28 protein-coding genes and 1 pseudogene are annotated in these 24,517 nt (G+C 40.7%); 24 read left to right on the top strand and 5 right to left on the bottom strand.

Translation table 11 applies throughout. From position 1 onward, the window contains the following. Positions 1–49 precede the first annotated feature (49 nt). From rpoB to PCY16_RS06960, 16 genes are all read left to right on the top strand, one after another. Positions 50–3,631, top strand: coding sequence for a DNA-directed RNA polymerase subunit beta (rpoB, locus tag PCY16_RS07035; RefSeq protein WP_195413416.1), 3,582 nt, complete (start codon positions 50–52; stop codon positions 3,629–3,631). Positions 3,632–3,731: 100 nt separating this feature from the next. Continuing rightward, positions 3,732–7,370 (top strand): DNA-directed RNA polymerase subunit beta', encoded by a 3,639-nt coding sequence (rpoC, locus tag PCY16_RS07030; RefSeq protein WP_195413415.1) that lies wholly within the window; start codon positions 3,732–3,734, stop codon positions 7,368–7,370. Positions 7,371–7,532: 162 nt separating this feature from the next. Beyond that, entirely contained in the window at positions 7,533–7,895 is a 363-nt protein-coding gene (locus PCY16_RS07025; RefSeq protein WP_195413414.1) for a DUF1033 family protein, read from the top strand. A gap of 81 nt (positions 7,896–7,976) precedes the next feature. Next, on the top strand, positions 7,977–8,918 hold the full coding sequence (gene comGA / locus PCY16_RS07020; RefSeq protein WP_060971595.1) for a competence type IV pilus ATPase ComGA: 942 nt from the start codon (positions 7,977–7,979) through the stop codon (positions 8,916–8,918). After that, positions 8,800–9,900, top strand: coding sequence for a competence type IV pilus assembly protein ComGB (gene comGB, locus PCY16_RS07015; RefSeq protein WP_155124425.1), 1,101 nt, complete (start codon positions 8,800–8,802; stop codon positions 9,898–9,900). Before comGA ends, comGB begins: the two co-directional genes overlap by 119 nt. Then, complete coding sequence (gene comGC, locus PCY16_RS07010; RefSeq protein WP_002885815.1) at positions 9,897–10,223, top strand: competence type IV pilus major pilin ComGC; 327 nt, start codon at positions 9,897–9,899, stop codon at positions 10,221–10,223. The genes comGB and comGC overlap by 4 nt, the downstream gene beginning before the upstream one ends. Next, on the top strand, positions 10,183–10,611 hold the full coding sequence (comGD, locus tag PCY16_RS07005) for a competence type IV pilus minor pilin ComGD (RefSeq protein ID WP_267472011.1): 429 nt from the start codon (positions 10,183–10,185) through the stop codon (positions 10,609–10,611). The genes comGC and comGD overlap by 41 nt, the downstream gene beginning before the upstream one ends. 31 nt (positions 10,612–10,642) lie before the next feature. Continuing rightward, entirely contained in the window at positions 10,643–10,873 is a 231-nt protein-coding gene (comGE, locus tag PCY16_RS07000; RefSeq protein ID WP_060971592.1) for a competence type IV pilus minor pilin ComGE, read from the top strand. Next, positions 10,860–11,297: a competence type IV pilus minor pilin ComGF gene (comGF, locus tag PCY16_RS06995; protein ID WP_060971591.1), complete on the top strand. Its 438-nt coding sequence runs from the start codon at positions 10,860–10,862 to the stop codon at positions 11,295–11,297. The genes comGE and comGF overlap by 14 nt, the downstream gene beginning before the upstream one ends. After that, positions 11,275–11,592 (top strand): competence type IV pilus minor pilin ComGG, encoded by a 318-nt coding sequence (gene comGG, locus PCY16_RS06990; protein WP_060971590.1) that lies wholly within the window; start codon positions 11,275–11,277, stop codon positions 11,590–11,592. Before comGF ends, comGG begins: the two co-directional genes overlap by 23 nt. 44 nt (positions 11,593–11,636) lie before the next feature. Then, positions 11,637–12,593, top strand: coding sequence for a class I SAM-dependent methyltransferase (locus tag PCY16_RS06985; RefSeq protein ID WP_037601477.1), 957 nt, complete (start codon positions 11,637–11,639; stop codon positions 12,591–12,593). Positions 12,594–12,649: 56 nt separating this feature from the next. Then, positions 12,650–13,843 (top strand): acetate kinase, encoded by a 1,194-nt coding sequence (locus tag PCY16_RS06980; protein WP_002885831.1) that lies wholly within the window; start codon positions 12,650–12,652, stop codon positions 13,841–13,843. 250 nt (positions 13,844–14,093) lie between these two features. Then, positions 14,094–14,291, top strand: coding sequence for a helix-turn-helix transcriptional regulator (locus PCY16_RS06975; protein WP_002885716.1), 198 nt, complete (start codon positions 14,094–14,096; stop codon positions 14,289–14,291). A gap of 11 nt (positions 14,292–14,302) precedes the next feature. Beyond that, positions 14,303–14,959, top strand: coding sequence for a CPBP family intramembrane glutamic endopeptidase (locus PCY16_RS06970; RefSeq protein WP_060971589.1), 657 nt, complete (start codon positions 14,303–14,305; stop codon positions 14,957–14,959). A 73-nt stretch (positions 14,960–15,032) separates the two neighbouring features. Next, entirely contained in the window at positions 15,033–15,479 is a 447-nt protein-coding gene (locus PCY16_RS06965; protein ID WP_060971588.1) for a hypothetical protein, read from the top strand. A gap of 112 nt (positions 15,480–15,591) precedes the next feature. Beyond that, positions 15,592–16,254 carry a CPBP family intramembrane glutamic endopeptidase gene (locus PCY16_RS06960; protein WP_060971587.1) on the top strand — a complete coding sequence of 221 codons (663 nt, stop codon included), beginning with the start codon at positions 15,592–15,594 and terminating at the stop codon, positions 16,252–16,254. A 26-nt stretch (positions 16,255–16,280) separates the two neighbouring features. On the opposite strand, the gene proC is transcribed toward PCY16_RS06960, so the two are convergent. Both proC and pepA read right to left on the bottom strand, forming a co-directional pair. Beyond that, the gene (gene proC, locus PCY16_RS06955) at positions 16,281–17,051 is read right to left on the bottom strand and encodes a pyrroline-5-carboxylate reductase (RefSeq protein WP_060971586.1); all 771 of its coding nucleotides are present in this window, start codon (positions 17,049–17,051) and stop codon (positions 16,281–16,283) included. 15 nt (positions 17,052–17,066) lie between these two features. After that, positions 17,067–18,134 carry a glutamyl aminopeptidase gene (gene pepA / locus PCY16_RS06950; protein WP_155124421.1) on the bottom strand — a complete coding sequence of 356 codons (1,068 nt, stop codon included), beginning with the start codon at positions 18,132–18,134 and terminating at the stop codon, positions 17,067–17,069. Positions 18,135–18,233: 99 nt separating this feature from the next. Here pepA and PCY16_RS06945 point away from each other — a divergent pair, with 99 nt between their 5' ends. From PCY16_RS06945 to tadA, 8 genes are all read left to right on the top strand, one after another. Beyond that, positions 18,234–18,518, top strand: coding sequence for a DUF4651 domain-containing protein (locus tag PCY16_RS06945; protein WP_060971584.1), 285 nt, complete (start codon positions 18,234–18,236; stop codon positions 18,516–18,518). After that, complete coding sequence (locus PCY16_RS06940) at positions 18,515–18,829, top strand: thioredoxin family protein (RefSeq protein ID WP_002887006.1); 315 nt, start codon at positions 18,515–18,517, stop codon at positions 18,827–18,829. The genes PCY16_RS06945 and PCY16_RS06940 overlap by 4 nt, the downstream gene beginning before the upstream one ends. Before the next feature lie 3 nt (positions 18,830–18,832). After that, a complete protein-coding gene (locus tag PCY16_RS06935) occupies positions 18,833–19,357 on the top strand; it encodes a hypothetical protein (RefSeq protein ID WP_060971583.1) in 525 nt (174 codons plus the stop codon). Between the two features lie 31 nt (positions 19,358–19,388). Continuing rightward, the gene (ytpR, locus tag PCY16_RS06930; protein WP_060971582.1) at positions 19,389–20,012 is read left to right on the top strand and encodes a YtpR family tRNA-binding protein; all 624 of its coding nucleotides are present in this window, start codon (positions 19,389–19,391) and stop codon (positions 20,010–20,012) included. Positions 20,013–20,149: 137 nt separating this feature from the next. Beyond that, on the top strand, positions 20,150–21,181 hold the full coding sequence (locus tag PCY16_RS06925) for a YeeE/YedE family protein (protein ID WP_060971581.1): 1,032 nt from the start codon (positions 20,150–20,152) through the stop codon (positions 21,179–21,181). A 14-nt stretch (positions 21,182–21,195) separates the two neighbouring features. Beyond that, a complete protein-coding gene (locus PCY16_RS06920; RefSeq protein WP_003095911.1) occupies positions 21,196–21,423 on the top strand; it encodes a sulfurtransferase TusA family protein in 228 nt (75 codons plus the stop codon). Positions 21,424–21,651: 228 nt separating this feature from the next. Beyond that, positions 21,652–22,044 (top strand): single-stranded DNA-binding protein, encoded by a 393-nt coding sequence (locus PCY16_RS06915; RefSeq protein WP_002885697.1) that lies wholly within the window; start codon positions 21,652–21,654, stop codon positions 22,042–22,044. 770 nt (positions 22,045–22,814) lie between these two features. Then, positions 22,815–23,333, top strand: a complete 519-nt coding sequence (tadA, locus tag PCY16_RS06910) for a tRNA adenosine(34) deaminase TadA (protein ID WP_060971580.1) — start codon at positions 22,815–22,817, stop codon at positions 23,331–23,333. 85 nt (positions 23,334–23,418) lie between these two features. Here tadA and PCY16_RS06905 read toward each other — a convergent pair whose 3' ends face one another. The 3 genes and pseudogenes from PCY16_RS06905 to PCY16_RS06895 form a co-directional block, all read right to left on the bottom strand. Further along, positions 23,419–23,673: a hypothetical protein gene (locus PCY16_RS06905; protein WP_070576689.1), complete on the bottom strand. Its 255-nt coding sequence runs from the start codon at positions 23,671–23,673 to the stop codon at positions 23,419–23,421. Positions 23,674–23,720: 47 nt separating this feature from the next. Further along, positions 23,721–23,888, bottom strand: coding sequence for a class IIb bacteriocin, lactobin A/cerein 7B family (locus PCY16_RS06900; protein ID WP_195413413.1), 168 nt, complete (start codon positions 23,886–23,888; stop codon positions 23,721–23,723). 20 nt (positions 23,889–23,908) lie between these two features. Then, positions 23,909–24,067 (bottom strand): annotated as a pseudogene (locus PCY16_RS06895) (class IIb bacteriocin, lactobin A/cerein 7B family). Positions 24,068–24,517: the final 450 nt, after the last annotated feature.

Genomic DNA, 24,517 nt, shown 5'->3' with positions numbered 1-24,517 from the left:
GTGCACGACTTGCAAAGCAGGTCTCGAATGTAGAAAAGGAGTAGAAGACTTGGCAGGACATGACGTTCAATACGGGAAACATCGTACCCGTCGTAGTTTTTCAAGAATCAAAGAAGTTCTTGATTTACCAAACTTGATTGAAATCCAAACGGATTCATTCAAAGAATTCTTGGATACTGGTCTTAAAGAGGTTTTTGAGGATGTACTTCCTATCTCAAACTTCACAGACACTATGGAATTGGAATTCGTTGGTTACGAATTGAAAGAGCCTAAGTATACACTTGAAGAAGCTCGTATCCACGATGCATCATACTCAGCACCTATCTTTGTGACTTTCCGTCTTATTAACAAAGAAACTGGTGAAATCAAAACTCAGGAAGTCTTCTTCGGAGATTTCCCTATTATGACTGAGATGGGTACTTTCATCATCAATGGTGGTGAACGTATTATCGTTTCTCAGTTGGTGCGCTCACCTGGTGTTTACTTTAACGATAAGGTTGATAAAAACGGTAAAGTGGGTTATGGATCAACAGTTATCCCTAACCGTGGGGCATGGCTTGAGCTTGAAACAGATTCAAAAGACATTGCCTACACTCGTATCGACCGTACACGTAAGATTCCATTCACAACGCTTGTGCGTGCGCTTGGATTCTCAGGTGATGACGAAATTGTTGATATCTTTGGTGATAGCGAGTTGGTTCGTAATACCATTGAAAAAGATATCCACAAAAACCCAGCAGATTCACGTACTGATGAAGCGCTTAAAGAAATTTATGAACGTCTTCGTCCAGGTGAACCAAAAACTGCCGACAGCTCACGTAGCTTGCTTGTAGCTCGTTTCTTTGATCCACGTCGTTATGACTTGGCTGCTGTTGGTCGTTACAAAGTCAATAAAAAACTTAACATCAAGACACGTCTTTTGGGACAAACAATTGCTGAAAACTTGGTAGATCCTGAAACAGGTGAAATCCTTGTTGAAGCTGGTACTGAAATGACACGTGATGTGATTGATTCAATCGCAGAATACTTGGATGGTGATTTGAACAAATTTGTATACACACCAAACGATTATGCGGTGGTTACAGAACCTGTTGTTCTTCAAAAATTCAAGGTTGTTGCACCAAATGATCCAGATCGTGTGGTTACAATTGTTGGTAATGCCAACCCAGATGACAAAGTTCGTGCTTTGACAACAGCGGATATCTTGGCTGAAATGAGTTACTTCCTCAACCTTGCTGAAGGTATCGGTAAAGTAGACGATATCGACCACCTTGGTAACCGTCGTATCCGTGCGGTTGGTGAATTGCTTGCTAACCAATTCCGTATTGGTTTGGCTCGTATGGAACGTAACGTACGTGAGCGTATGTCAGTTCAAGATAACGAAGTCTTGACACCACAACAAATCATCAATATTCGCCCTGTAACTGCTGCTGTTAAAGAATTCTTCGGTTCTTCACAGTTGTCACAGTTCATGGACCAACACAACCCATTGTCAGAGTTGTCACACAAACGTCGTTTGTCAGCCTTGGGACCTGGTGGTTTGACACGTGACCGTGCCGGATATGAAGTTCGTGACGTGCACTACACGCACTACGGTCGTATGTGTCCAATTGAAACACCTGAAGGACCTAACATCGGTTTGATCAATAACTTGTCTTCATATGGACACCTTAACAAGTACGGTTTCATTCAAACACCATATCGTAAGGTTGACCGTACAACTGGTAAAGTAACCAACGAAGTGGTTTGGTTGACTGCTGATGAAGAAGATGAGTACACAGTTGCTCAGGCTAACTCTAAATTGAACGAAGATGGAACATTTGCAGAAGAAATCGTTATGGGTCGTCACCAAGGTAATAACCAAGAGTACCCATCACACCTTGTAGATTTCGTGGATGTTTCTCCTAAACAGGTAGTTGCCGTTGCGACAGCATGTATTCCTTTCTTAGAAAACGATGACTCTAACCGTGCCCTTATGGGTGCCAACATGCAACGTCAGGCTGTGCCTTTGATTGATCCTAAAGCACCTTATGTTGGTACTGGTATGGAATATCAAGCTGCCCACGATTCAGGAGCTGCAGTTATCGCCCAACACGACGGTAAAGTTGTCTACTCTGATGCTGATAAAGTTGAAGTTCGTCGTGAAGATGGTTCTCTTGATGTTTATACTATTCAAAAATTCCGTCGTTCAAACTCAGGTACTGCCTATAACCAACGTACTTTGGTTAAGGTTGGCGATATTGTTGAAAAAGGTGACTTTATCGCTGATGGTCCATCTATGGAAGGTGGAGAAATGGCCCTCGGTCAAAACCCTATCGTCGCATACATGACATGGGAAGGTTACAACTTCGAGGATGCCGTTATCATGAGTGAGCGTCTTGTGAAAGATGACGTTTATACATCTGTTCACTTGGAAGAATTCGAATCAGAAACACGCGATACAAAGCTTGGGCCTGAAGAAATCACACGTGAATTGCCAAACGTTGGTGAAGAAGCCCTCAAAGACCTTGACGAAATGGGTATTATCCGTATCGGTGCTGAGGTTAAAGAAGGTGACATTCTTGTTGGTAAGGTAACACCTAAGGGTGAAAAAGACCTTTCTGCTGAAGAACGTCTTCTCCACGCTATCTTTGGTGATAAATCTCGTGAAGTACGTGATACGTCACTCCGTGTACCTCACGGTGGTGATGGTGTCGTTCGTGATGTTAAAATCTTCACACGTGCAAACGGTGATGAATTGCAATCAGGTGTTAATATGCTTGTTCGTGTTTACATCGCTCAAAAACGTAAGATCAAGGTCGGAGATAAGATGGCCGGTCGTCACGGTAACAAAGGGGTTGTTTCTCGTATTGTTCCGGTTGAAGACATGCCTTACCTTCCAGACGGTACACCAGTTGATATCATGTTGAACCCACTTGGGGTGCCATCACGTATGAACATCGGTCAGGTTATGGAACTTCACCTTGGTATGGCTGCACGTAACTTGGGTATCCACATCGCAACACCAGTCTTTGATGGAGCAAGCTCAGAAGACCTCTGGGATACTGTTCGTGAAGCAGGTATGGATAGTGATGCTAAGACAATCCTTTACGATGGACGTACAGGTGAACCATTTGATAACCGTGTGTCAGTTGGTGTCATGTACATGATCAAACTTCACCACATGGTTGATGATAAACTTCACGCTCGTTCAGTAGGTCCTTACTCACTTGTTACCCAACAACCTCTTGGTGGTAAAGCACAATTTGGTGGACAACGTTTCGGTGAGATGGAGGTTTGGGCCCTTGAAGCTTATGGTGCATCAAATATCCTTCAAGAAATCTTGACTTACAAGTCAGATGACGTTAATGGACGTTTGAAAGCCTATGAAGCTATCACTAAAGGTAAACCAATTCCAAAACCAGGTGTACCAGAATCATTCCGAGTACTTGTTAAAGAATTGCAATCACTTGGTCTTGATATGCGTGTCCTTGATGAGGATGACTACGAAGTTGAATTACGTGATCTTGATGAAGGTGAAGACGATGATGTCATGCACGTTGATGATCTTGAAAAAGCACGTGTACAACAAGCCAAAGAAGCTGCTGAATTAGAAAAAGCTAAAGAAGAAGCTTCAGATAAAACAGAATAAAATAAGCTTTAGAGAGGGAGTTCACTCTCTCTGCTAAGGTAGCTGATAAAGGTGAGAATAGCGCTGCTATTGTCAATAGAACAAAAGAAAGGTAATACTAGTGGTTGACGTAAATCGATTTAAAAGTATGCAAATCACACTAGCTTCACCAACTAAGGTCCGTTCATGGTCTTATGGTGAAGTTAAGAAACCTGAAACAATCAACTACCGTACGCTCAAACCAGAACGCGAAGGTCTCTTCGACGAAGTGATCTTTGGTCCTACCAAAGACTGGGAATGTGCGTGTGGGAAATACAAACGTATCCGTTATAAAGGTATCGTTTGTGACCGCTGTGGTGTTGAAGTAACACGTGCTAAGGTTCGTCGTGAACGTATGGGTCACATCGAGTTGAAAGCACCAGTATCACACATCTGGTACTTCAAGGGAATCCCTTCTCGTATGGGATTGACTTTGGACATGAGTCCTCGTGCGCTTGAAGAAGTTATTTACTTCGCAGCTTACGTGGTTATTGATCCAAAGGAAACACCACTTGAACCAAAATCTCTCTTGACAGAACGTGAATATCGTGAAAAATTGCAAGAGTATGGACATGGTTCATTTGTCGCTAAAATGGGTGCCGAAGCTATCCAAGATCTCTTGAAACAAGTAGATTTGGAAGATGAAATTGCTGAACTCAAAGAAGAGTTGAAAACAGCAACTGGTCAAAAACGTGTTAAAGCTGTTCGTCGTTTGGACGTTCTTGATGCCTTCTACAAGTCTGGTAACAAACCAGAATGGATGGTGCTTAACATTTTGCCAGTATTGCCACCGGACCTTCGTCCAATGGTTCAATTGGATGGTGGACGTTTTGCGGCATCTGACTTGAACGATCTTTATCGTCGTGTTATCAACCGTAACAACCGTTTGGCTCGTTTGCTTGAATTGAATGCCCCTGGTATCATCGTGCAAAACGAAAAACGTATGTTGCAAGAAGCGGTAGATGCCCTTATCGATAATGGACGTCGTGGTCGTCCAATCACTGGACCAGGTAGTCGTCCACTTAAATCTTTGAGCCACATGCTTAAAGGTAAACAAGGTCGTTTCCGCCAAAACTTGCTTGGTAAACGTGTTGACTTCTCTGGACGTTCCGTTATCGCCGTTGGTCCAACACTTAAAATGTATCAATGTGGTGTGCCACGTTTGATGGCCATCGAACTTTTCAAACCATTTGTGATGCGTGAAATCGTTGCGCGTGAATACGCAGGTAACGTGAAAGCCGCTAAACGTATGGTTGAACGTGGTGATGAACGTATTTGGGATATTCTTGAAGATGTTATCAAGGAACACCCAGTACTTCTTAACCGCGCACCTACCCTCCACCGTTTGGGTATCCAGGCCTTCGAACCTGTCTTGATTGATGGTAAGGCCCTTCGTCTTCATCCATTGGTATGTGAGGCCTACAATGCCGACTTTGACGGTGACCAAATGGCCATCCACGTTCCATTGTCTGAAGAAGCTCAAGCTGAAGCACGTTTGCTCCTTCTTGCGGCTGAACACATCCTTAACCCTAAAGACGGTAAACCGGTCGTAACGCCATCTCAGGATATGGTTCTTGGTAACTACTACTTGACTATGGAAGAAGAAGGCCGTGAGGGTGAAGGTATGGTCTTCAAGGATATTGATGAGGCGGTTATGGCTTATCGTAATGGTTATGTTCACTTGCATAGCCGTGTCGGTATCGCAGTAGACAGCATGCCTGATAAACCTTGGAAAGAAAACCAACTTCACAAGATTATGGTTACAACTGTTGGTAAGATTCTCTTTAACTCAATCATTCCAGCAGAAATTCCATATCTTCAAGAAACAACAAATGAGAACTTGACAGATAGTACACCAGATAAGTACTTCCTTGAACCAGGTCAAGATATCCAAACAGTTATTGATAGTTTGGAAATTAATGCGCCATTCAAGAAGAAAAATCTTGGTAACATCATCGCTGAAACCTTCAAACGTCTTCGTACGACTGAAACATCAGCCTTCCTTGACCGTTTGAAAGACCTTGGTTACTACCACTCAACACTTGCTGGTTTGACAGTGGGGATCGCCGATATCCCAGTTATCGATAACAAACAAGAAATTATCGATGCTGCTCACCACCGTGTTGAAGAAATTAACAAGGCCTTCCGTCGTGGTTTGATGACAGATGATGACCGTTATGTTGCTGTTACAACAACATGGCGTGAAGCGAAAGAAGCACTTGAAAAACGTCTGATTGAGACACAAGATCCTAAGAACCCAATCGTTATGATGATGGACTCAGGAGCTCGTGGTAACATCTCTAACTTCTCTCAACTTGCCGGTATGCGTGGTTTGATGGCTGCTCCTAACGGACGTATCATGGAATTGCCTATCCTTTCAAACTTCCGTGAAGGTTTGAGCGTTTTGGAAATGTTCTTCTCTACTCACGGTGCGCGTAAAGGTATGACTGATACGGCCCTTAAGACAGCTGACTCAGGTTACCTTACTCGTCGTTTGGTTGACGTTGCCCAAGATGTTATCATCCGTGAAGATGACTGTGGAACAGACCGTGGTCTTCTCATCCGTGCGATTACTGACGGTAAAGAAGTTACGGAAACACTTGAAGAACGTCTTCAAGGTCGTTACACTAAGAAATCAGTTAAGAATCCTACAACAGGTGAAGTAATCGTAGGTCCAGATACTTTGATTACTGAAGACATGGCTGCTGCTATTGTCAATGCTGGTGTTGAAGAAGTAACTATCCGTTCAGTCTTTACATGTAACACACGTCACGGTGTCTGCCGTCACTGTTACGGTATCAACTTGGCAACAGGTGATGCGGTTGAAGTTGGTGAAGCAGTTGGTACTATCGCCGCTCAATCTATCGGGGAACCTGGTACACAGCTTACTATGCGTACCTTCCACACCGGTGGGGTAGCCTCAAACACCGATATCACACAGGGTCTTCCACGTATCCAGGAAATCTTTGAAGCACGTAACCCTAAAGGGGAAGCGGTTATCACTGAAGTTAAAGGTACTGTTATTGAAATCGAAGAAGATGCCGCAACACGTACTAAGAAAGTCTTCGTTCAAGGTAAGACTGGAATGGGTGAATACGTTGTTCCATTTACAGCTCGTATGAAAGTTGAAGTGGGTGACGAAGTACACCGTGGTGCAGCCTTGACAGAAGGGTCAATCCAACCTAAGCGTCTCCTTGAAGTGCGTGATACCTTGTCAGTTGAAACTTATCTTCTTGCAGAAGTACAAAAAGTTTACCGTAGCCAAGGGGTAGAAATCGGTGACAAACACGTCGAAGTAATGGTTCGTCAAATGCTTCGTAAAGTACGTGTTATGGATCCAGGTGATACAGATCTCCTTCCAGGTACACTCATGGACATTTCTGACTTCACAGATGCTAACAAGGATATTGTTATCTCTGGTGGTGTTCCTGCAACATCTCGTCCAGTCCTTCTTGGTATTACGAAAGCCTCACTTGAAACAAATTCATTCTTGTCAGCGGCTTCCTTCCAAGAAACAACACGTGTGCTTACAGATGCAGCTATCCGTGGTAAGAAAGACCATCTCCTTGGTCTTAAAGAAAATGTTATCATTGGTAAGACTATTCCTGCTGGTACAGGTATGGCTCGTTACCGTAATATTGAACCACTTTCAGTTAACGAAGTTGAAGTTATTGAAAACATTGCTGTTGATGAAGCAATTGTGGAATCATCTGAAGACTAAAACGAAATCAAAAGAACTCACAATTCATTGTGAGTTCTTTTCGTATTTATATGACTAGAATTTCTTCAATTTTTGATAAATATAAAATATAAGACCATTTTTTTTATCTTTTCCAGAAAATTTTGTATAATAAGGACACCAAAGATGAAGTGAGAAAGAAAAATGTACCAAGTAGTTGAAATGAAAGGGGATTTGGAACCGTGGTGGTTCTTAGAAGGCTGGCAAGAAGATATCATCAGTACTAAGGAATTTGAAAATTTTTATGATGCCCTCAAGTACTATAAAAAACTTTGGTTTGCGATGGAAGAAACCTTGCCAAGTTATATCAGCCGTAGTAGTGTCATGACTGCTTTTTGGGACCAAGAGGATAAACACTGGTGTGAGGAGTGTAACGAATACCTGCAGGTCTATCAATCGATTGCTCTTTTGGATGATTGGCAGGAAATTCCTGAGGAAAAGTACCGTCCAGGATATGAAAAGCGAAATGACCTTCCAAATCATGCCCACTGTAAAATTAAACGTTAAACAATGCAGAAGCTCGAATTTTTTTCGGGCTTCTTTTCATTTTCTTAAACTTTTTACGAATAGGTCTATGAGGAGGTCCTTATGGTAACAGAATTTGCTAAGGAAATGATCAAAAATGCTGATAGTTGTGGGGCTCAAGACATCTATGTCATTCCACGTCAGGATAATTACGAGCTCTATATGCGAGTTGGCCAGGAGAGGAGATTAATTGATGTATATCGGCCTGATTTCATGGCTAGTCTTATTGGTCACTTTAAATTTGTGGCGGGAATGATGGTGGGTGAGAAGCGTAGGAGTCAACTAGGTTCCTGTGACTATGATTGTGGTGATGGTCAAAGGGTTTCTCTGCGTTTATCAACCGTTGGGGATTATCGCGGCTTAGAAAGTTTAGTTATTCGTGTTCTACATTCCGAACGTCGAGAATTGGTGTATTGGAATCAAGGAATCCAGCCGATTATGGATGCTTTGGATTATCGTGGCTTGTATCTCTTTGCAGGTCCCGTAGGTTCTGGAAAGACTACGCTTATGCATGAATTGGTTCAGGAGCGTTTTAAGGGACAGCAGGTGATTTCGATTGAAGATCCTGTGGAAATTAAACAGGATAATGTTTTGCAACTCCAGGTAAATCAGGCAATTGACATGACCTATGATAATTTGATTAAGCTATCACTACGTCACCGCCCGGATGTTTTGATTATTGGAGAAATTCGAGATAAGGAGACTGCTCGAGCGGTTATTAGAGCTAGTCTGACAGGAGTGACTGTTCTTTCAACTATTCACGCAAAGAGTGTGGCAGGTGTTTATGAGCGTCTTCTGGACCTCGGTGTAGATAAGTCTGAGTTGGATAATGCTCTTCAAGGGATTGCCTATATGCGTTTGATTAAGGGAGGAGGTGTGATTGATTTTGCCAGTGAAAATTTCCAAAGTCATTCGTCAACCAGCTGGAACCAACAGTTGGAAGGCTTGGTTCAACAAGGACATCTCACTGAAGGGGATATCCAAGGGGAAAAAATTAAAGATTAATCAGCAAGTCAAGGTTATCCAGCTTTTCAAACAACTTTTAAAGGCAGGGTTTACTTTAACTGAAATCGTAGCCTTTTTGGAGCGAAGTCACTTGTTGAAAGAATCGTCATTATCTCTTATGAAAGCAAGCTTAATGCGAGGCGACAGGCTAGACCAGATGTTTGCGTCAGTGGGTTTTTCGGACAATATTGTTACTCAGATTGCCCTTGCTGATAAGCACGGTAATCTTCTAGGGAGTTTAACCAAGATTGAAACCTACATGCTTCGCATGACCAAGGTTCGTAAGAAACTCATGGAGGTAGCGACCTACCCTATTCTACTCCTGGGTTTCCTGATTCTGATTATGTTAGGACTTAAAAATTATCTTTTACCTCAACTGTTAGAGGGTGATGGTAAGGATAATTGGGCTGTACAGTTGGTTCAAATCTTTCCCCAGCTCTTCTTTGTGAGTTTGTGTGGACTTTTTGTATTAAGCTTAATTCTTTATCTATGGGTCAAACACCAGCCAGCCCTTGTCTTTTATCGACGAATGGCAAAAATCCCTTTCATAGGCCAAACTGTCAGGCTATATACGACCGCCTATTATGCTAGGGAATGGGGAAACCTCTTAGGACAAGGCATTGACCTGTTAGACTTGGTTTCTCTTATGCAAGAGCAAAAGTCCAAGCTCTTTCGTGAGCTGGGGGCTGATTTAGAAGAGGCCTTGATGCTAGGACAGAGTTTTCCTGACCGAATTGCTACTCACCCATTTTTCACTAAGGAGCTATCCTTAATTATTGCTTATGGAGAGGCCAATGCTAGGTTGGGCTATGAGTTAGAAGTCTATGCTGAAGAGGTTTGGCAGGCTTTCTTTAACCGTCTTAATAAGGCAACAACCTTTGTGCAACCCCTCATTTTTGTTATTGTTGCTGTCGTGATTGTAATGATTTATGCAGCTATGCTATTACCAATGTATCAAAATATGGAAGGAATGATGTCATGAAAATGATGTTAAAAAAATTGAATGCCGTTAAACTACGAGCTTTTACGCTAATTGAAATGCTGGTCGTGCTTCTCATTATCAGTATTCTCCTCTTGCTTTTTGTTCCTAACTTGAGTAAGCAGAAGGATTCTGTTAAAGAGACTGGAAATGCGGCTGTGGTCAAGGTCGTGGATTCTCAAGCAGAACTTTATGAAATGAAGAATAACAAGACAGCTAGCTTAGCAGCTCTTGTTTCAGAAGGTCAAATCACGCAAAAACAGGCAGATTCATACAATGATTACTATGCGAAACATGGTGGCGAAAGCCGCTCAGTGGCCAACTAGATCCTTTACCTTGTTGGAGAGTCTGGTGACACTAGCAGTGGTTGCCTTTCTCATTCTGAGTTTGTCAGGCTCAGTGACAGGTATTTTTCAACAGGTTGAAACTAACCTTTTTTATCTGCGCTTTGAGTACCTATACCGAGATAGTCAGCGCTTGGCAGCAGCGGAAGGGGCCAATGTTGAATTGCAGTTGACCAAGGATAAAATCAGTAACGGAAAATCCAGTCTAGTGATTCCTAAAAGTATTCATCTTGATAAGGGGCAGACGCTAATGTTTGATGCTAAAGGAGGCAACTCGAGCCTCACCAAGATTCGTTTTTCAAGTGATAAGGAGGTGGTGACCTATCAACTTAACATGGGCAGCGGTAAATATAAAAAGACGGTCTCTTAGAGGCTATATTCTTATCGAAAGCCTGGTAGCAATGGCTGTCTTAGTGCTTGTCAGTGGTCTTATATTAGGTCAAATCAATACCAATCGTAGGTTAATGGCTAGGAATCTCCACCAACAGGAGGTTTTGAGTGTGGCAACCATGGCAGTTCAGACCAAACAGGATCAGTTGACCTTAAATGGTATCACAGTGACAGTAAAACGTAGCAAGCAAGGTATCGCGGTTTATGAATCAGGAAAGGAGATTATTCATGTCTCTAAATAGTAAGGTTCGCGCCTTTACCCTCTTGGAATGTCTAGTAGCCTTGTTGGTGATTGCTGGTTCAATTCAAGTTTATCAAGGTCTGACCACAGTATTGGTGAGCAATGTTAAGCAGGTCAAGCAACAAGAAAACCAAGACTGGCTTTTATTTGTTCAACAAATGGAGGCAGAATTAGAAGGTTGTCAGTTGGTCAAGGTAGAGGGGAACAAACTCTATGTCAAGCAGGATAATCAAGACTTGGCTTTTGGTCTTTCAAGTGCCTCTGATTTTCGAAAAACAAATGCTGACGGTCGAGGCTACCAACCCATGCTTTTCAATGTGAAATCTAGTACGATAAGTCAAAATAACCAGATAGTCACCATCCAAGTGACTCTAAAAAATGGGCTACAAAGGAGTTTTGTTTATGCTTTTGAAAAAACAGGTTAGGGGAGGCGTTCTTCTTTACGCTCTTTTTATGGCTGGCATTTTCACACTTCTTCTTCATGTTTATCTGGAGCGGGTGGTTGCTAGCTCTAGACAAAATCAAGCGCAAATGACCTCCAGTCAAAGTCGTCTCATGGCAGAAATGACCATGGACTTAGTGGACAAGGAAGCAGGTGCTTTTAGTTTTTCTCAGGGAACTACGACCTACGAGGTTAAGGACAAACAAGTGATTGTTAGAGTTGCCAGTAAAGGCCAAATCAAGACCTATCGTTATGTGAAGAAACAGGAGCATAAATAGAAATTCTCTTCCCTTTTTGATATGATAGAAGGACGGAGGAAATCATGAATTTTGAAGCAATTGAGACAGCTTTTGAGCTGTTGTTAGAAAATGTCCAAACCATTGAAAATGATCTTGGAACCCATGCTTACGATGCACTTATTGAGCAAAATTCCTATTATTTGGGGGCTGAGGTAGCTAATGAAGTCATCATCAAAAACAACGAGAAATTACGTGCTCTTGATCTAAGTAAAGAGGAGTGGCGTCGTGCTTTTCAGTTCTTGTTTATCAAACTAGGGCAATTGGAAGCTTTACAAGCCAATCACCAATTTACACCAGATGCTATTGGATTTATCATTCTTTACCTACTCGAAGGTTTGACCAAGGACGACCAATTAGATATTTTAGAGATTGGTTCAGGGACAGGAAACTTAGCTGAAACCCTTCTAAATAATAGTCAGAAAACCCTTAATTATATGGGAATGGAAGTTGACGATCTCCTTATCGATTTGTCAGCTAGTATTGCTGATGTGGTGAATTCAAGTGCAGTTTACATCCAAGAAGATGCTGTTCGACCACACATTCTCAAAGAGAGTGATGTTATTATCAGTGACCTACCTGTTGGATATTACCCAAATGATGAGATTGCGAGTCGTTTCAAGGTTGCAGCAACTGGTGAACATACCTATGCCCATCACCTTCTCATGGAGCAATCACTCAAGTACTTGAAGAAAGATGGTATTGCTATTCTTTTGGCACCAACTAATCTTTTGACAAGCCCACAAAGTGACTTGCTTAAGAAATGGCTATCAGGATATGCTGATATTATTGCCGTTATCACTCTTCCAGAAGCAGCTTTTGGCAATAAACATAATATGAAGTCTATCTTCGTACTTAAAAAACAAACTGAAAATGCTCCAGAGACCTTCGTTTATCCACTTAGCGATTTGCAAAACCCAGAGATCCTCAAGGATTTCACAGATAATTTTCAAAAATGGAAATCAGATAATTCCATTTTCTAGCAAAACATGTTAGAATAGGACTATATTATTGAAAGCGTTTTACAAAGAGGTGGCTTATGACAAAAACAATAGCAATTAATGCAGGAAGCTCAAGCTTGAAATGGCAACTATATGAGATGCCAGATGAAGTTGTTCTTGCTAAGGGTTTGATTGAACGTATCGGCTTGAAAGATTCTGTTTCAACAGTAAAATTTGATGACCGTTCAGAATCGCAAACCCTAGATATTGCTGATCATGTTCAGGCAGTAAAAATCTTGCTTGATGATTTGATTCGTTTTGATATTATCAAGAGCTATGATGAAATTACAGGTGTTGGTCACCGTGTGGTTGCTGGTGGAGAATATTTCAAAGAATCAAGCTTGGTGGATGAAGATGCCTTGGCTAAGATTGAAGAATTGTCAGCCTTAGCACCTTTGCACAATCCAGGTGCAGCTTCAGGGATTCGGGCCTTTAAGGAGCTCCTCCCAGATATTACGAGTGTTGCTGTTTTTGATACAGCCTTCCATACGTCTATGCCGGAAGTGGCCTACCGTTATCCAGTGCCTAATCGTTACTATACAGACTACCAAGTCCGTAAGTATGGAGCACACGGAACTAGCCACCAATATGTTTCTCAAGAAGCAGCTAAGTTGTTAGGTAAGCCAATTGAAGAAACTAAGATTATCACAGCCCATGTGGGAAATGGTGTTTCAATTACTGCCGTTGATGGTGGTAAATCAGTAGACACGTCAATGGGGTTGACACCACTTGGTGGCGTTATGATGGGAACACGTACTGGGGATCTTGACCCTGCGATTATTCCATTTGTTATCGACCGTGAGCCTGAAATGGCAGATGCTGAGCGTATCCGTCACGTCTTTAATAAGGAATCAGGTCTTCTTGGTATTTCTGAAAAATCAAGTGATATGCGTGATATCATTGCTGGTAAGAATGCTGGCGATGAAAAATGTGCCTTGGCCTATGATCTTTATGTGGATCGTTTGCGTAAATACATTGCTCAATACTTCGGTGTGTTGAACGGAGCGGATGCTATCGTCTTTACAGCAGGTATTGGTGAAAACTCTGCAGAAGTTCGTGCTTCAGTCTTGGATGGTCTCACTTGGTTTGGTATTGAAGTGGATCCTGAAAAGAATGTCTTTGGACATGTAGGCGACATTACAACAGCAGAGTCAGCTGTTAAAGTATTTGTTATCCCAACAGATGAAGAGTTGGTGATTGCGCGTGATGTTGAGCGCCTTAAAACTAAATAAGTTATCAAAAATTTGATAAGACCAGAAAAGTTGGCTGAGTGATTGGCCAGCTTTTTTGAATGCTCTGACAGAATCATTCGCCTATGTCTATAAATGTGTAATTCAATAAGTAAAGAAAACTTCACAAAAAATGTAAAATAGACTTTACAAAAAATGTAAAGTAAACTATACTATATATGTAAAGTAAACTTAATAAAGAAAAGTAAGGAGTTTAACTATTTGAGAATAAACGATAAGATTGAGGTACCACATGGAAACAAAAATTCAGGAACTTCGTAAGGCTAATAAGATTAGTCAGGCAGAGTTAGCAGATGAGATGGGAGTCACGAGGCAGACCATCATTTCACTCGAAAAAGGTCGCTATAATGCGTCGTTGGAACTAGCTTTTAAAATTGCTAGGTATTTTGGAAAGACTATTGAAGAAGTCTTTATTTTTGAGGAAGATTAAGGAGAAAAGATATGTTTAAACAAGTAATGAAGAAAATTGGTGTTATTGTTTTAGCGCTCACTCTACTAATCTTAGATTTAACACTATTAGGTGCTTTCCCGCTACTTACTCAGGATGGTAAGTTTTCACTTGTGGAGCAAATAGGTTACGGTGTTTGGGCATTAGGGAGTTTGGCTATTTTTATCGTGATTGCTTATAGATTTAAACTCTTATCGCTTAAAGAGATTAATTGGAGACGTCTCGTTGCGATTGCTTCTCTTAATCTCGTCATCTTTTTCCTAGGTGATCTTCTAGGGTATTTTGTTGGTCAGTTAACACACAATGCGACTATGGAAAATCAAGATGCTTTAAATAAGATATTTATTCACGTACCATTCTATCTTTACCTAGTAGTCGCCGGTTTTATTATTCCGATTATGGAAGAAATCATTTTTAGGGGCCTCTTAGCCAAGGTGCTCTTTGGAAAATACTTTAAGACGGGTCTTGTTATTTCCAGTTTTCTCTTTATGGCCGGTCACTCAGCATTTACGCTTCAGACAATTATCATCTATGGTATTATGTCAGCTGGTCTTGCGATAACATATTATAAGACTAACCATATCGAGTACAGTATGGGTGTTCATATTTTAAACAATAGCATAGTTGTACTACTCAGTCTTTTCGTTTAAGGTGAATGTTTAAGGTTATCATTGAAAAAATGTATATTGCTCTTTTAAAGGATAATGAAGGGAGAATTAGGGTATGTTAATAAAAATGTTATTAGGAAATAGAAAAACAGAGGCCGAATTTAAGAAATATATTACACGAGTAGCCTGCTCTCTTTTGTCTTTGGGTGTTTTGGGATTGTTTGTTGTTCGCTCTAACAGTCTTAGTGATTATGCTCTAGGTTTAGTATTGGGACTTACCATTGGGGTTTATGTCTTGTCAATCTATTATTTTGCGACACTTACCCATCCAAAACGTCTTCATCGGATGTATATTGTAGCTTACGATGAGCGAAATAAACAGATTTTAATGGCGTCAGCAGTCGCAACTCTGATTCTAGAGTTTTTGCTTATCTTTGCTTTAATCGCCCTATATGCCTTTGTCAATATTCAGTTGCCCTATGTTACAGTCTTATCTATCTTGCTCTATGGCTTAGTATTGGGATTTGCCCTTATTCGTCTCATTCTATCTAAAATAGGATAAGAACCTATATTATCTTGAAAAATTCACCTTTCGTGCTTTTATTATCTTGTCAAATGAGTTGCGTTGTATTATAATAAAGATACAAATAAATGATGAAAAGAGGTGGCTTCTCATGAACAAAGGGTCAATTCTCAAACGCTTTCTCTATTTGTTACTAGCTTTCTTAATACTAATTATTATTCAAGGTCCAACCATCTATTTAGGTGTCAAAGATGCAAGTTTGGTCTCTCTCTTAGTTTTTCTCTTACTTCTCAAGAGCGCAGGAGCTCTTTTCTTGGGAAAACGCTTGGGTCTTCTTGAGGGCTTCAAGACACTTTCTTCCCTAAATGCCTGGGGGATGATTGGCTTGACCTACCTAGGTATTTACATTGTTACTAGGATTGGTGCAATGGTCATGATGATGGAAGGTGTCAGTAACAGCACCAATCAGGCAACCATAGAAAACATCCATATGAATCCCTTTGTTCTCATAACGTTTACGGTAATTATGGCACCGATTGTGGAAGAGTTGGTTTTTCGAGGGATCCTCATGGGACGTGTCTTTAATCCAGATTCTATTGTTGGCTTGATTTTGAGTAGCTTACTCTTTGGTCTTGCTCATATGCCTAATAGCATCGGTGTTTGGATTGTATATGCAGGTATGGGGTTTGTCCTTGGGACAGTATATCGTAAGTGTCAAAAGTTAGAGTACTGTATCATGGCTCATATGATTAACAATAGTATTGCGGTTTCAATGATGTTACTCCTACAATTGTTAGCACCATATATCAAATAAAGCTCGGAAGATTCCGAGCTTTTTTCTTATAGTTTTTTAGCTTTAGCAATGGTTGTATCAATACTTGAAACAACACTATGGGTGAGACCTGTACGCTCAAGGTCCATGAGACCAGCGATAGTGGTCCCACCAGGGCTACAGACCTTGTCAATAAGATCATGTGGGCTGTCGTTACCAAGACTGAGATTTTCAGCGGTAGCTAGAACCGTCTGTGTGGCAATGGTCAGAGCGACCTGCTTACTTAGGCCATTTTTGACGCCAGCCTTAGCCAGAGCCTCGATAAAGAGGGCGATATAGGCCGGACTAGAGCCAGCTAGGGCAGTGAAGGTATCAAAGTCCTTCTCAGCCAATTCAACAGTAGTTCCAAAACTATCTGTGATTTCCTTGGCAACTGCCAAAAGGTCCTCAGATACTTTATCGTTGGTGCAAAGACCAGTAGTGCTCTTGAGAATCTGAGCGTTAAGGTTAGGCATGATACGAATGAGAGGAAGGTCTGGACTGGTGAGTGAAGCGAGGCGTTCCAAGGTTACTCCAGCAGCCATACTCATGATAGGTTGATGGAATTTGAGGCCAGTTAGTACCTTATCAAACATTTGAGGTTTGATGCCAAGAATGACTAAGTCAGCATTATCCAACAATTCTTGATGGGAAGCAGCAGCTTCAACCTCTAGTTCCTCTGCAATTTGGCGTGAACGAGCCAAGGAAGACCCTGAAATAATGATACGATGTGAGCTTGTATTTAGGCCGTTGATAATGGCTGTCGCCATCTTTCCAACGCCAATAAAACCAATAATCATGGGTTACTCCTTGTCTTAGTAGTTTTTAATCAAATCTACTGTTGAACGATCCAACTTCTTAACAATCGCTTGTAAGAAGGCTTGTGCCTCTAGGAAGTCATCCATCGCATAAAGGGTTTGGTGCGAGTGAATGTAACGGGCACAAACACCGATAGTTGTTGATGGGACACCAGCATTCTGCAAGTGAGCGGCACCAGCATCTGTTCCGCCCGCAGCACAGTAGTATTGGTATTTGATACCAGCTTCTTCAGCTGTAGTTAAAAGGAAATCTTTCATATTTGGCAACATGATGTGACCTGGGTCGAAGAAACGAATAAGGGTACCATCACCTACCTTACCTTGATTACCATAGATATCACCTGCAGGAGAACAGTCCACTGCAAAGAAAACCTCAGGATCAAATTTAGTGGTAGAAACATGGGCACCACGTAAACCAACTTCTTCTTGAACGTTGGCACCAGCAATTAGAGTATTATTGAGTTCTTGATCTTTAACGTTTTCCAAGAGTTCACGAATCATGAGAACACCATAACGGTTGTCCCAAGCTTTAGAAATGACATTCTTTTGATTGGCTGTGAGAATCGTTTCTGATTCAGGAATGATGACATCACCAGGGAAAACACCGTAGGCATTAGCCTCTTCTTGGTTGGCAAAACCAGCATCAAAGACGATATCAGAAACACTAGGAAGACTTGAAGCCCCTCCACTAGCACGTAAGAAATGAGGTGGCACCGAACCTGAGATAACAGGATAAACATGACCATCACGGGTGTGTAGGGTAAAGCGTTGTGAGCTGACAACCAGTGGGTTCCAACCACCAAGTTCGACGACACGGAAAGTCCCGTCTGCCTTGATTTCCTTAATCATAAACCCAACTTCGTCCATGTGGGCAGCCACGAGCACCTTAGGGGCATTTTCTGCTTGGCTATGCTTGATACCGAAAATACCACCGAGACCATCTGTTTGGACCTCATCTACGAGTGGCGTGATGTTTTTACGAAGGTAGTCTCGTACTGGTGCCTCAAATCCTGAAGTGGCACTGAGTTCGGTTACTTCTTTAATCTTGTCAAATAGGGTAGTCATAAAATCCTCCTTGAGTAGTACTTGTTACTATTTTAGCACGATTCTTAAGAGATAGGTATCCTCTCCCCATTCATCTAAAAATATGGTAAAATGTTTCATATGAAACGTAAAACATTGGCCTTGTTTGCTGGAGGCGTAGGAGCTTTAGGTCTCTTGGCAATGGCAGAGAAATATAGACAGTCACGTGCAGAAATGAAGAAGGCTGCATTAATCCAAGATATTAGACAAGAATTATCACACCTGGGGACTATCGCAGTCCTTTATACAAATCCCACTGAAAAGGAAAATCCAGGGCTTACAGGAGGTATCGTCTTAGAGGATGGACGTGCCTATAGCTTTGTTTATGCAGAGGATATCTTGACCTATGAGGAGGAGCAGGCATGATTATTCCTAAGAATCTTGAAGAACTGGCAAGCTATGTTGAAAGTGATCAAAAGGTGGTTTTCTTTTTCACTGCCGATTGGTGTCCAGACTGTCAGTTCATTTATCCCGTTATGCCTGAAATTGAAGCCCTCCATCCAGATATGACCTTTGTGCGTGTTAATCGTGATGATTATATGGCTTTGGCACAAACTTGGAATATTTTTGGTATCCCAAGTTTTGTCGTGACTCAGAAAGGTCAGGAATTGGGACGCTTGGTCAATAAAGCTCGTAAAACCAAAGAAGAAATCAATGCCTTTTTGTCGGAGATTTAAAAGATGAAAATAAATCACTTTCCTAACATCTCTTTTGATATTTCAGAAACCAAAGAAAAGTATCTGACAGAAAAAAATGAGAGGATCATCGAAGAATTATGCCAAGTTTTAGTAGAGCATTCCAAAATTGAAAGTGATATCTTCCTAAAACACCAAGAAATAAACACCTACAAAAAGGAAAATAATCTTCCTACACATCAGACTATTTCTGGAGAAATGGAGTTATTTGATGAATTTAAAGTGAAGTTGACTCCTTTAGCTCAAAATTACTTGACTGATAGCTGTTATAAAAGAGGTTTTTCAGCTTCTTTTGGTTCTCCAGGCACCTATGATTTTGTGTTAGAGCCCTGTCGAGTTAAGTTTATTATGAAGAGTAAGGCTAAGATGTTTCTCGAATTTTCCTATGGGAATGATTTTTGGTACCATAAACAATTTATCGTAAAATTAACAGAGAGTGACTGGAAAATTGACAAGATTAGTTATCGCTATGGTAGTAATGACGATTCTTGGCATGTCAGTCGATTTTAAAATCTATAAAAGAACTATTGAAGGAGAACCCATGATTTTTGCATACAATAAGGAACAAGTTGGCGACGTTTTGTTGGTTATCTTGGAAGATACTAAAGACATCAAACGTAGCGTAGAACGTAAAGGTAAGGTGGCGCGTGTCACAGCTGATGAAACAGGCAAGACTCTTGCTTGGAATATTTTTGAAGCATCAAGCCTCATTGATATCGAAGGTAACGGTCAAGTTTTCTTGTCAGACCAAGATGTAGCTGTTTTGAACGAGGAATTGGCTAAAGAGGGCTTTGAAGAGCGTTTGGAAAACACACAAGGACCAGTCTTTGTGGTTGGACAAATTGATAAAATGGTTGCACATCCAGACAGTGACCACCTTAACATCTGTCAAGTGAACATCGGTGATAAAAAGGTCCAAATCGTTGCAGGAGCACCAAACGCAGCGCTTGGTCTTAAAACCATCGTAGCTCTCCCTGGTGCTATGATGCCTAGCGGTGCCCTTATCTTCCCAGGTAAACTTCGTGGTGAAGATAGCTATGGAATGATGTGTGCCCCACGTGAGTTGGCCCTTCCAAATGCTCCACAAAAACGTGGTATTATTGAACTTGATGATTCAGCAGTAGTTGGTGAGGCTTTTGATCCAGCCAAACACTGGAAAGGGTAAATAAGACAAGAAACGGTAAATAAGCCGTTTTTTTGTTTGTCATAAAGAAAGTTTATAGCCAATCATAAAAAAGAAAGATTATGCAAGTTACAATATTTTTTTTAAAATGTAATCAACATTTATTTTAGGAGGTACTTATGCTTACAACTGTTCTTTCTGGTGGGCTCATTGGTCTGATATTTGGATTCATTTTGCAACGAACTCGTTTCTGCTTGACTGGTGGTTTCCGAGACATGTACATTGCACGTAATAATACATTATTTTACGCTTTTCTTATTGCAATCACAGTAGAAAGTATAGGAGTACTTTCCCTGGTTAAATTAGGTATTATTGGAAACCCTTATGAAGAATTTTCCGTGTTAGGAGCAATTGTGGGCTCCTATCTATTTGGTATTGGAATTGTTCTTGCTGGGGGATGTGCCACAGGAACGTGGTATCGTGCCGGTGAAGGTCTCCTAGGTAGTTGGGTTGCACTATTCTTTTATATGACAAGTGCAGCAGCTATGAAATCAGGATTTCTTGTTCCTTTGAATCAATTAATAGCCAAGCGATGGGTAATTAATGATGATTTAGCTGGTCAATTAGGAGTTCCGGTTTGGTATTTTCTTGTTTTCTTAGTAGCTATAACAAGTTTTGTTGTCATTCGAGAGTTACGTAAGCCCAGACGTCAGATTGCTTCGCTTCCATCAAAATATAAGGGAGTGAGACACTATCTTTTTGAGAAAACTTACCATAAATATTTTGCAGGACTTCTAATAGGTCTTGTTGCTTTTATTGCTTGGCCTGCTAGTCAGTTGACGGGTCGTGTTGGAGGGCTAGGGATTACAACTCCCTCAGCACATCTAATTAGTTATATTATTACAGGAGATAGTAAACAGCTTGGTTGGGGTGTTTTTCTTGTATTGGGGATTTTTCTTGGTTCCTTTCTTGCTGCAAAGGGTTCTCGAGAGTTTCGTTGGCGCTTGCCAGACTTGTCAACCATCGGTAAGAGCACACTAGGGGGTATTTTTATGGGAATAGGTGCTTCATGGGCTGGTGGCTGTACGATTGGTAATGGTTTAACAGCTACAGCAATTTTTTCTAGTAAGGGATGGATTGCTTTACCAGTGACTATTTTAGGTGTTTGGACGGCTTCCTATATTATCTTTGTAAAACCCAACAAAAATTAAGAGGAGAATATCATATGGCTTTGATAAAACTTGAAACGGGTGGATTGGTATGTCCATTCCCATTGATTGATGCGAAGAAAAAAATGGCTGAATTAGCTACAGGTGATGAGTTGTTGATAGCTTTCGATTGTACGCAAGCAACGGAAAGTATACCAAACTGGGCTGCAGATAATGATTATCCTGTGACGCGCTTTGAACAAGTCGGCCCTGCTTCATGGGAAATTGTAGTTCAAAAACGTTGAGTTAGTTAAACGAGTAGAGAAAATTTAAAACTCAACTTTTGTAATGAAAATATCTGAGAGAGCAGTATTACTAGAAAAGTAATAACCTTCTATTTACTAGGATTATTAGGACAATTTGGTTATGTAGATTGGAGTATTAGTAAGGATACTCTCAAAGGAATCTGTAAAGCTATTTAAAATAATCTATTTTTTACTTCCGCTTACGAATAGATAGGTGGAGGTAAAAAAATGTATAACAAAGTTATTTTAATTGGACGTTTGACAGCTACTCCTGAAATGGTTAAGACTGCTAGCGATAGGTCTTTTACACGTGTCACAGTTGCGGTTAATCGTCGCTATAAGACGCAAAATGGTGAGCGTGAGGCTGACTTTATTACAGTGGTTGTCTGGGGGCGTTTGGCTGAGACCTTAGCCTCTTATGCTAGCAAGGGGAGTTTAATTTCTCTTGATGGTGAGCTTCGTACCCGTAAGTACGATAAGGATGGCCAAACCCATTACGTTACTGAGGTGCTTTGTTCCTCTTTCCAACTTCTGGAGAGTCGTGCTCAGCGTGCTGTTAGGGAAAATAATCCTGACAATGACTTGGCTGACCTCGTCTTGGAAGAAGAACTTCCCTTCTAGTTTATCCTTTGTCTAGCTATCTAGGTCTCCTATCTTTGAAGCTACCTCTCCAAAAAAATCATTATCTTGTTCCATACCTTGTTTTGAAGAATTGTTGGAGATAAAACATTAAACACCTGTTAGACTAATAAACAGTAAAATTAGATAAGACTTAGGATGATAGGGGTTTAAAAGTATAGATAGAGTAGAGAAAGTTATTCGAAAAACCTTAAAATGCAGTTATAACATGGTTTTTTGCTATTTGGTTAATTAGCCAAAACAGTGTACACAATTAACAGTTCTTTCTCATTTATATCATTGTTTTATTACCAATTTTTAAATTAAATGATAGAGGTTTCGTGATAAACTATAGGTGGGTAAGGAAAAAGCTATAAAAGTTACTTTTATAGTAGGCATTATTTGTTTGGGAGGAAAGTGTGAAATATCACAACTAGAACACTATCCTTGCAATTGTTTGAGGCAGTTGCATTTTTGTTTATTGTTGTGAGGCCACAGGTCCATAATTGATTTCACAGACAATTGACTATGACACTCCGACTGACATATGATTTAGGATGTTAAGCGGTCGTTGACTTTTCGTCTAGCCTTGGGGGAACACATTGGTGTGATTCCTAAGACTCACCAGACTAATGTGTTTGAAGCTAGGATGATTCGTCTTAGCTTTTTTTGTGTCCTTTAAAATGGTGATCTTTGGTATTGATTTTCTTATGCTATAATAGAAGGACTAAGCGAGATAATATCTCGCAAATCTTGGAACGGGAGTGATACTAATGCTTGATTTTACCCAAGAAGAGAAAGACTTTTTTATGTCTGAAGCTCTTAAGGAGGCCGAAAAATCTCTAGATAAAGCAGAAATCCCAATTGGCTGTGTCATCGTTAAAGATGGCGAAGTCATCGGTCGTGGGCACAATGCACGTGAGGAGCTCAATCAAGCTATTATGCATGCGGAGGTCATGGCTATTCAGGAGGCTAATAGGACCGAGGGCAATTGGCGTTTGTTAGATTGTACCCTCTTTGTGACCATTGAACCCTGTGTCATGTGTAGTGGGGCCATCGGCCTGGCTCGTATTCCTAAAGTTATCTATGGAGCAAGCAATCAAAAGTTTGGTGGTGCGGGCAGCCTCTACGATATCCTACGAGACGAGCGTCTCAATCATCGCGTAGAAGTAGAGACCGGTATCATGGAGGAGGAGTGTGCTAAGATTATGCAAGACTTCTTCCGCCAGAGTCGTGAACGCAAAAAAGAAGCCAAACGATTGGCTAAATTGGAAACAATGCAAGATATGTAAACAAAAGTGCAAGTCCCTTTGGACTTGCATTTTTAATGGAAGATGAGTATTTTTGTTTTCCTGAAGACAGTTTAAGTCACTCTTTCTATGCTTTATTTTTTTCTTTCTCTCCTGTTAGAAGAAAAATAGGCATAAAGAGAATCAGAGTACCAAAAGCGGACTTCAAATTAGCATCAATAATTGGTGTTCCTAATCGTATATGAAAGATAAGGTTGATTAGGAGTATCAGAAGTAGGCTACTGATAATTCCAGCTAAAGCTATTTTTACGAGTAAATAGTTATTCATTTTAGGTGATTGATTAGTAGTAGTATCATTTGTTCGATTTATGGTATGTTTCATGAGTTATCATCCTCAAAATCTTTGAGATATCAGGTGAGTTCTGTTAGTTAGTGGGTGAGGTTATAGAAAGATTTACCCGCAGCATAGCTAAGGTCATAAGTCAGTTTCGCAGCAGCCATGCCAACAGAAATAGCCACCCAAGGAACCACTCCACTTGATACAGCTTCAAGTTCTTGAGTAGTCATGTGTTTACGATTGTTAATTGTCTTAGTCATTATTCATATGTCCTTTCTTTTTATCGTGCAGAGTCCATGTAGCCGTTGTAGGCACCAAGGCAAATCATAGTTCCAATAGGTCCTGAAGCTAGGCAGAGCCCTCCAACGGCAAGGTTAGTCTTCCATCCGCCTCCTGTTACTTAGGCTAAATCAGAAGTGTTCATTTCTTTGTTAGTCATTATTGTTTTCCTTTTTTATTTTTGGTGAGTTTTAAAATCTCGTACCCTCTCACCATGAGTTAAGAGATATGTTAAACATGACTTCTCCTTTCAATAAAGTCAGCCATGTCACTAGCTTTTGGTGCTTTCCTCAAGCTATGGATTTATTATAAGGTGTCGAGAAATAAAAAAGTAGTGACATAAATGTCACCATGGTAAGTCTTATGTTTTATCGAAGTTTAGACTGACCGAAGGAAATAATAGGGACTGATAGGAAATAGGACTAGCTAGTCTTATCATAAGTTCTCTACTTGCAATCACTTCGATTTATGGTATAATATTTTAAAGTAGTGACATAAATGTCACCATGGTAAGTCTTATGTTTTATCGAAGTTTAGACTGACCGAAGGAAATAATAGGGACTGATAGGAAATAGGACTAGCTAGTCTTATCATAAGTTCTCTACTTGCA

This window comes from Streptococcus sp. SS4 (assembly GCF_030440125.1).
Classification (GTDB): domain Bacteria; phylum Bacillota; class Bacilli; order Lactobacillales; family Streptococcaceae; genus Streptococcus.
This window is presented reverse-complemented; position numbering and strand designations above follow the sequence as displayed.

Coding starts and splice junctions, on each gene's coding strand:
- PCY16_RS07025 (WP_195413414.1), top strand. CDS start 7,533: ATGTACCAAGTAGTTGAAATGAAAGGGGATTTGGAACCGTGGTGGTTC.
- comGA (WP_060971595.1), top strand. CDS start 7,977: ATGGTAACAGAATTTGCTAAGGAAATGATCAAAAATGCTGATAGTTGT.
- comGC (WP_002885815.1), top strand. CDS start 9,897: ATGAAAATGATGTTAAAAAAATTGAATGCCGTTAAACTACGAGCTTTT.
- comGD (WP_267472011.1), top strand. CDS start 10,183: ATGCGAAACATGGTGGCGAAAGCCGCTCAGTGGCCAACTAGATCCTTT.
- comGE (WP_060971592.1), top strand. CDS start 10,643: ATGGCTGTCTTAGTGCTTGTCAGTGGTCTTATATTAGGTCAAATCAAT.
- comGF (WP_060971591.1), top strand. CDS start 10,860: ATGTCTCTAAATAGTAAGGTTCGCGCCTTTACCCTCTTGGAATGTCTA.
- comGG (WP_060971590.1), top strand. CDS start 11,275: ATGCTTTTGAAAAAACAGGTTAGGGGAGGCGTTCTTCTTTACGCTCTT.
- PCY16_RS06985 (WP_037601477.1), top strand. CDS start 11,637: ATGAATTTTGAAGCAATTGAGACAGCTTTTGAGCTGTTGTTAGAAAAT.
- PCY16_RS06980 (WP_002885831.1), top strand. CDS start 12,650: ATGACAAAAACAATAGCAATTAATGCAGGAAGCTCAAGCTTGAAATGG.
- PCY16_RS06975 (WP_002885716.1), top strand. CDS start 14,094: ATGGAAACAAAAATTCAGGAACTTCGTAAGGCTAATAAGATTAGTCAG.
- PCY16_RS06970 (WP_060971589.1), top strand. CDS start 14,303: ATGTTTAAACAAGTAATGAAGAAAATTGGTGTTATTGTTTTAGCGCTC.
- PCY16_RS06965 (WP_060971588.1), top strand. CDS start 15,033: ATGTTAATAAAAATGTTATTAGGAAATAGAAAAACAGAGGCCGAATTT.
- PCY16_RS06960 (WP_060971587.1), top strand. CDS start 15,592: ATGAACAAAGGGTCAATTCTCAAACGCTTTCTCTATTTGTTACTAGCT.
- proC (WP_060971586.1), bottom strand. CDS start 17,051: ATGATTATTGGTTTTATTGGCGTTGGAAAGATGGCGACAGCCATTATC.
- pepA (WP_155124421.1), bottom strand. CDS start 18,134: ATGACTACCCTATTTGACAAGATTAAAGAAGTAACCGAACTCAGTGCC.
- PCY16_RS06945 (WP_060971584.1), top strand. CDS start 18,234: ATGAAACGTAAAACATTGGCCTTGTTTGCTGGAGGCGTAGGAGCTTTA.
- PCY16_RS06940 (WP_002887006.1), top strand. CDS start 18,515: ATGATTATTCCTAAGAATCTTGAAGAACTGGCAAGCTATGTTGAAAGT.
- PCY16_RS06935 (WP_060971583.1), top strand. CDS start 18,833: ATGAAAATAAATCACTTTCCTAACATCTCTTTTGATATTTCAGAAACC.
- ytpR (WP_060971582.1), top strand. CDS start 19,389: ATGATTTTTGCATACAATAAGGAACAAGTTGGCGACGTTTTGTTGGTT.
- PCY16_RS06925 (WP_060971581.1), top strand. CDS start 20,150: ATGCTTACAACTGTTCTTTCTGGTGGGCTCATTGGTCTGATATTTGGA.
- PCY16_RS06920 (WP_003095911.1), top strand. CDS start 21,196: ATGGCTTTGATAAAACTTGAAACGGGTGGATTGGTATGTCCATTCCCA.
- PCY16_RS06915 (WP_002885697.1), top strand. CDS start 21,652: ATGTATAACAAAGTTATTTTAATTGGACGTTTGACAGCTACTCCTGAA.
- tadA (WP_060971580.1), top strand. CDS start 22,815: ATGCTTGATTTTACCCAAGAAGAGAAAGACTTTTTTATGTCTGAAGCT.
- PCY16_RS06905 (WP_070576689.1), bottom strand. CDS start 23,673: ATGAAACATACCATAAATCGAACAAATGATACTACTACTAATCAATCA.
- PCY16_RS06900 (WP_195413413.1), bottom strand. CDS start 23,888: ATGACTAAGACAATTAACAATCGTAAACACATGACTACTCAAGAACTT.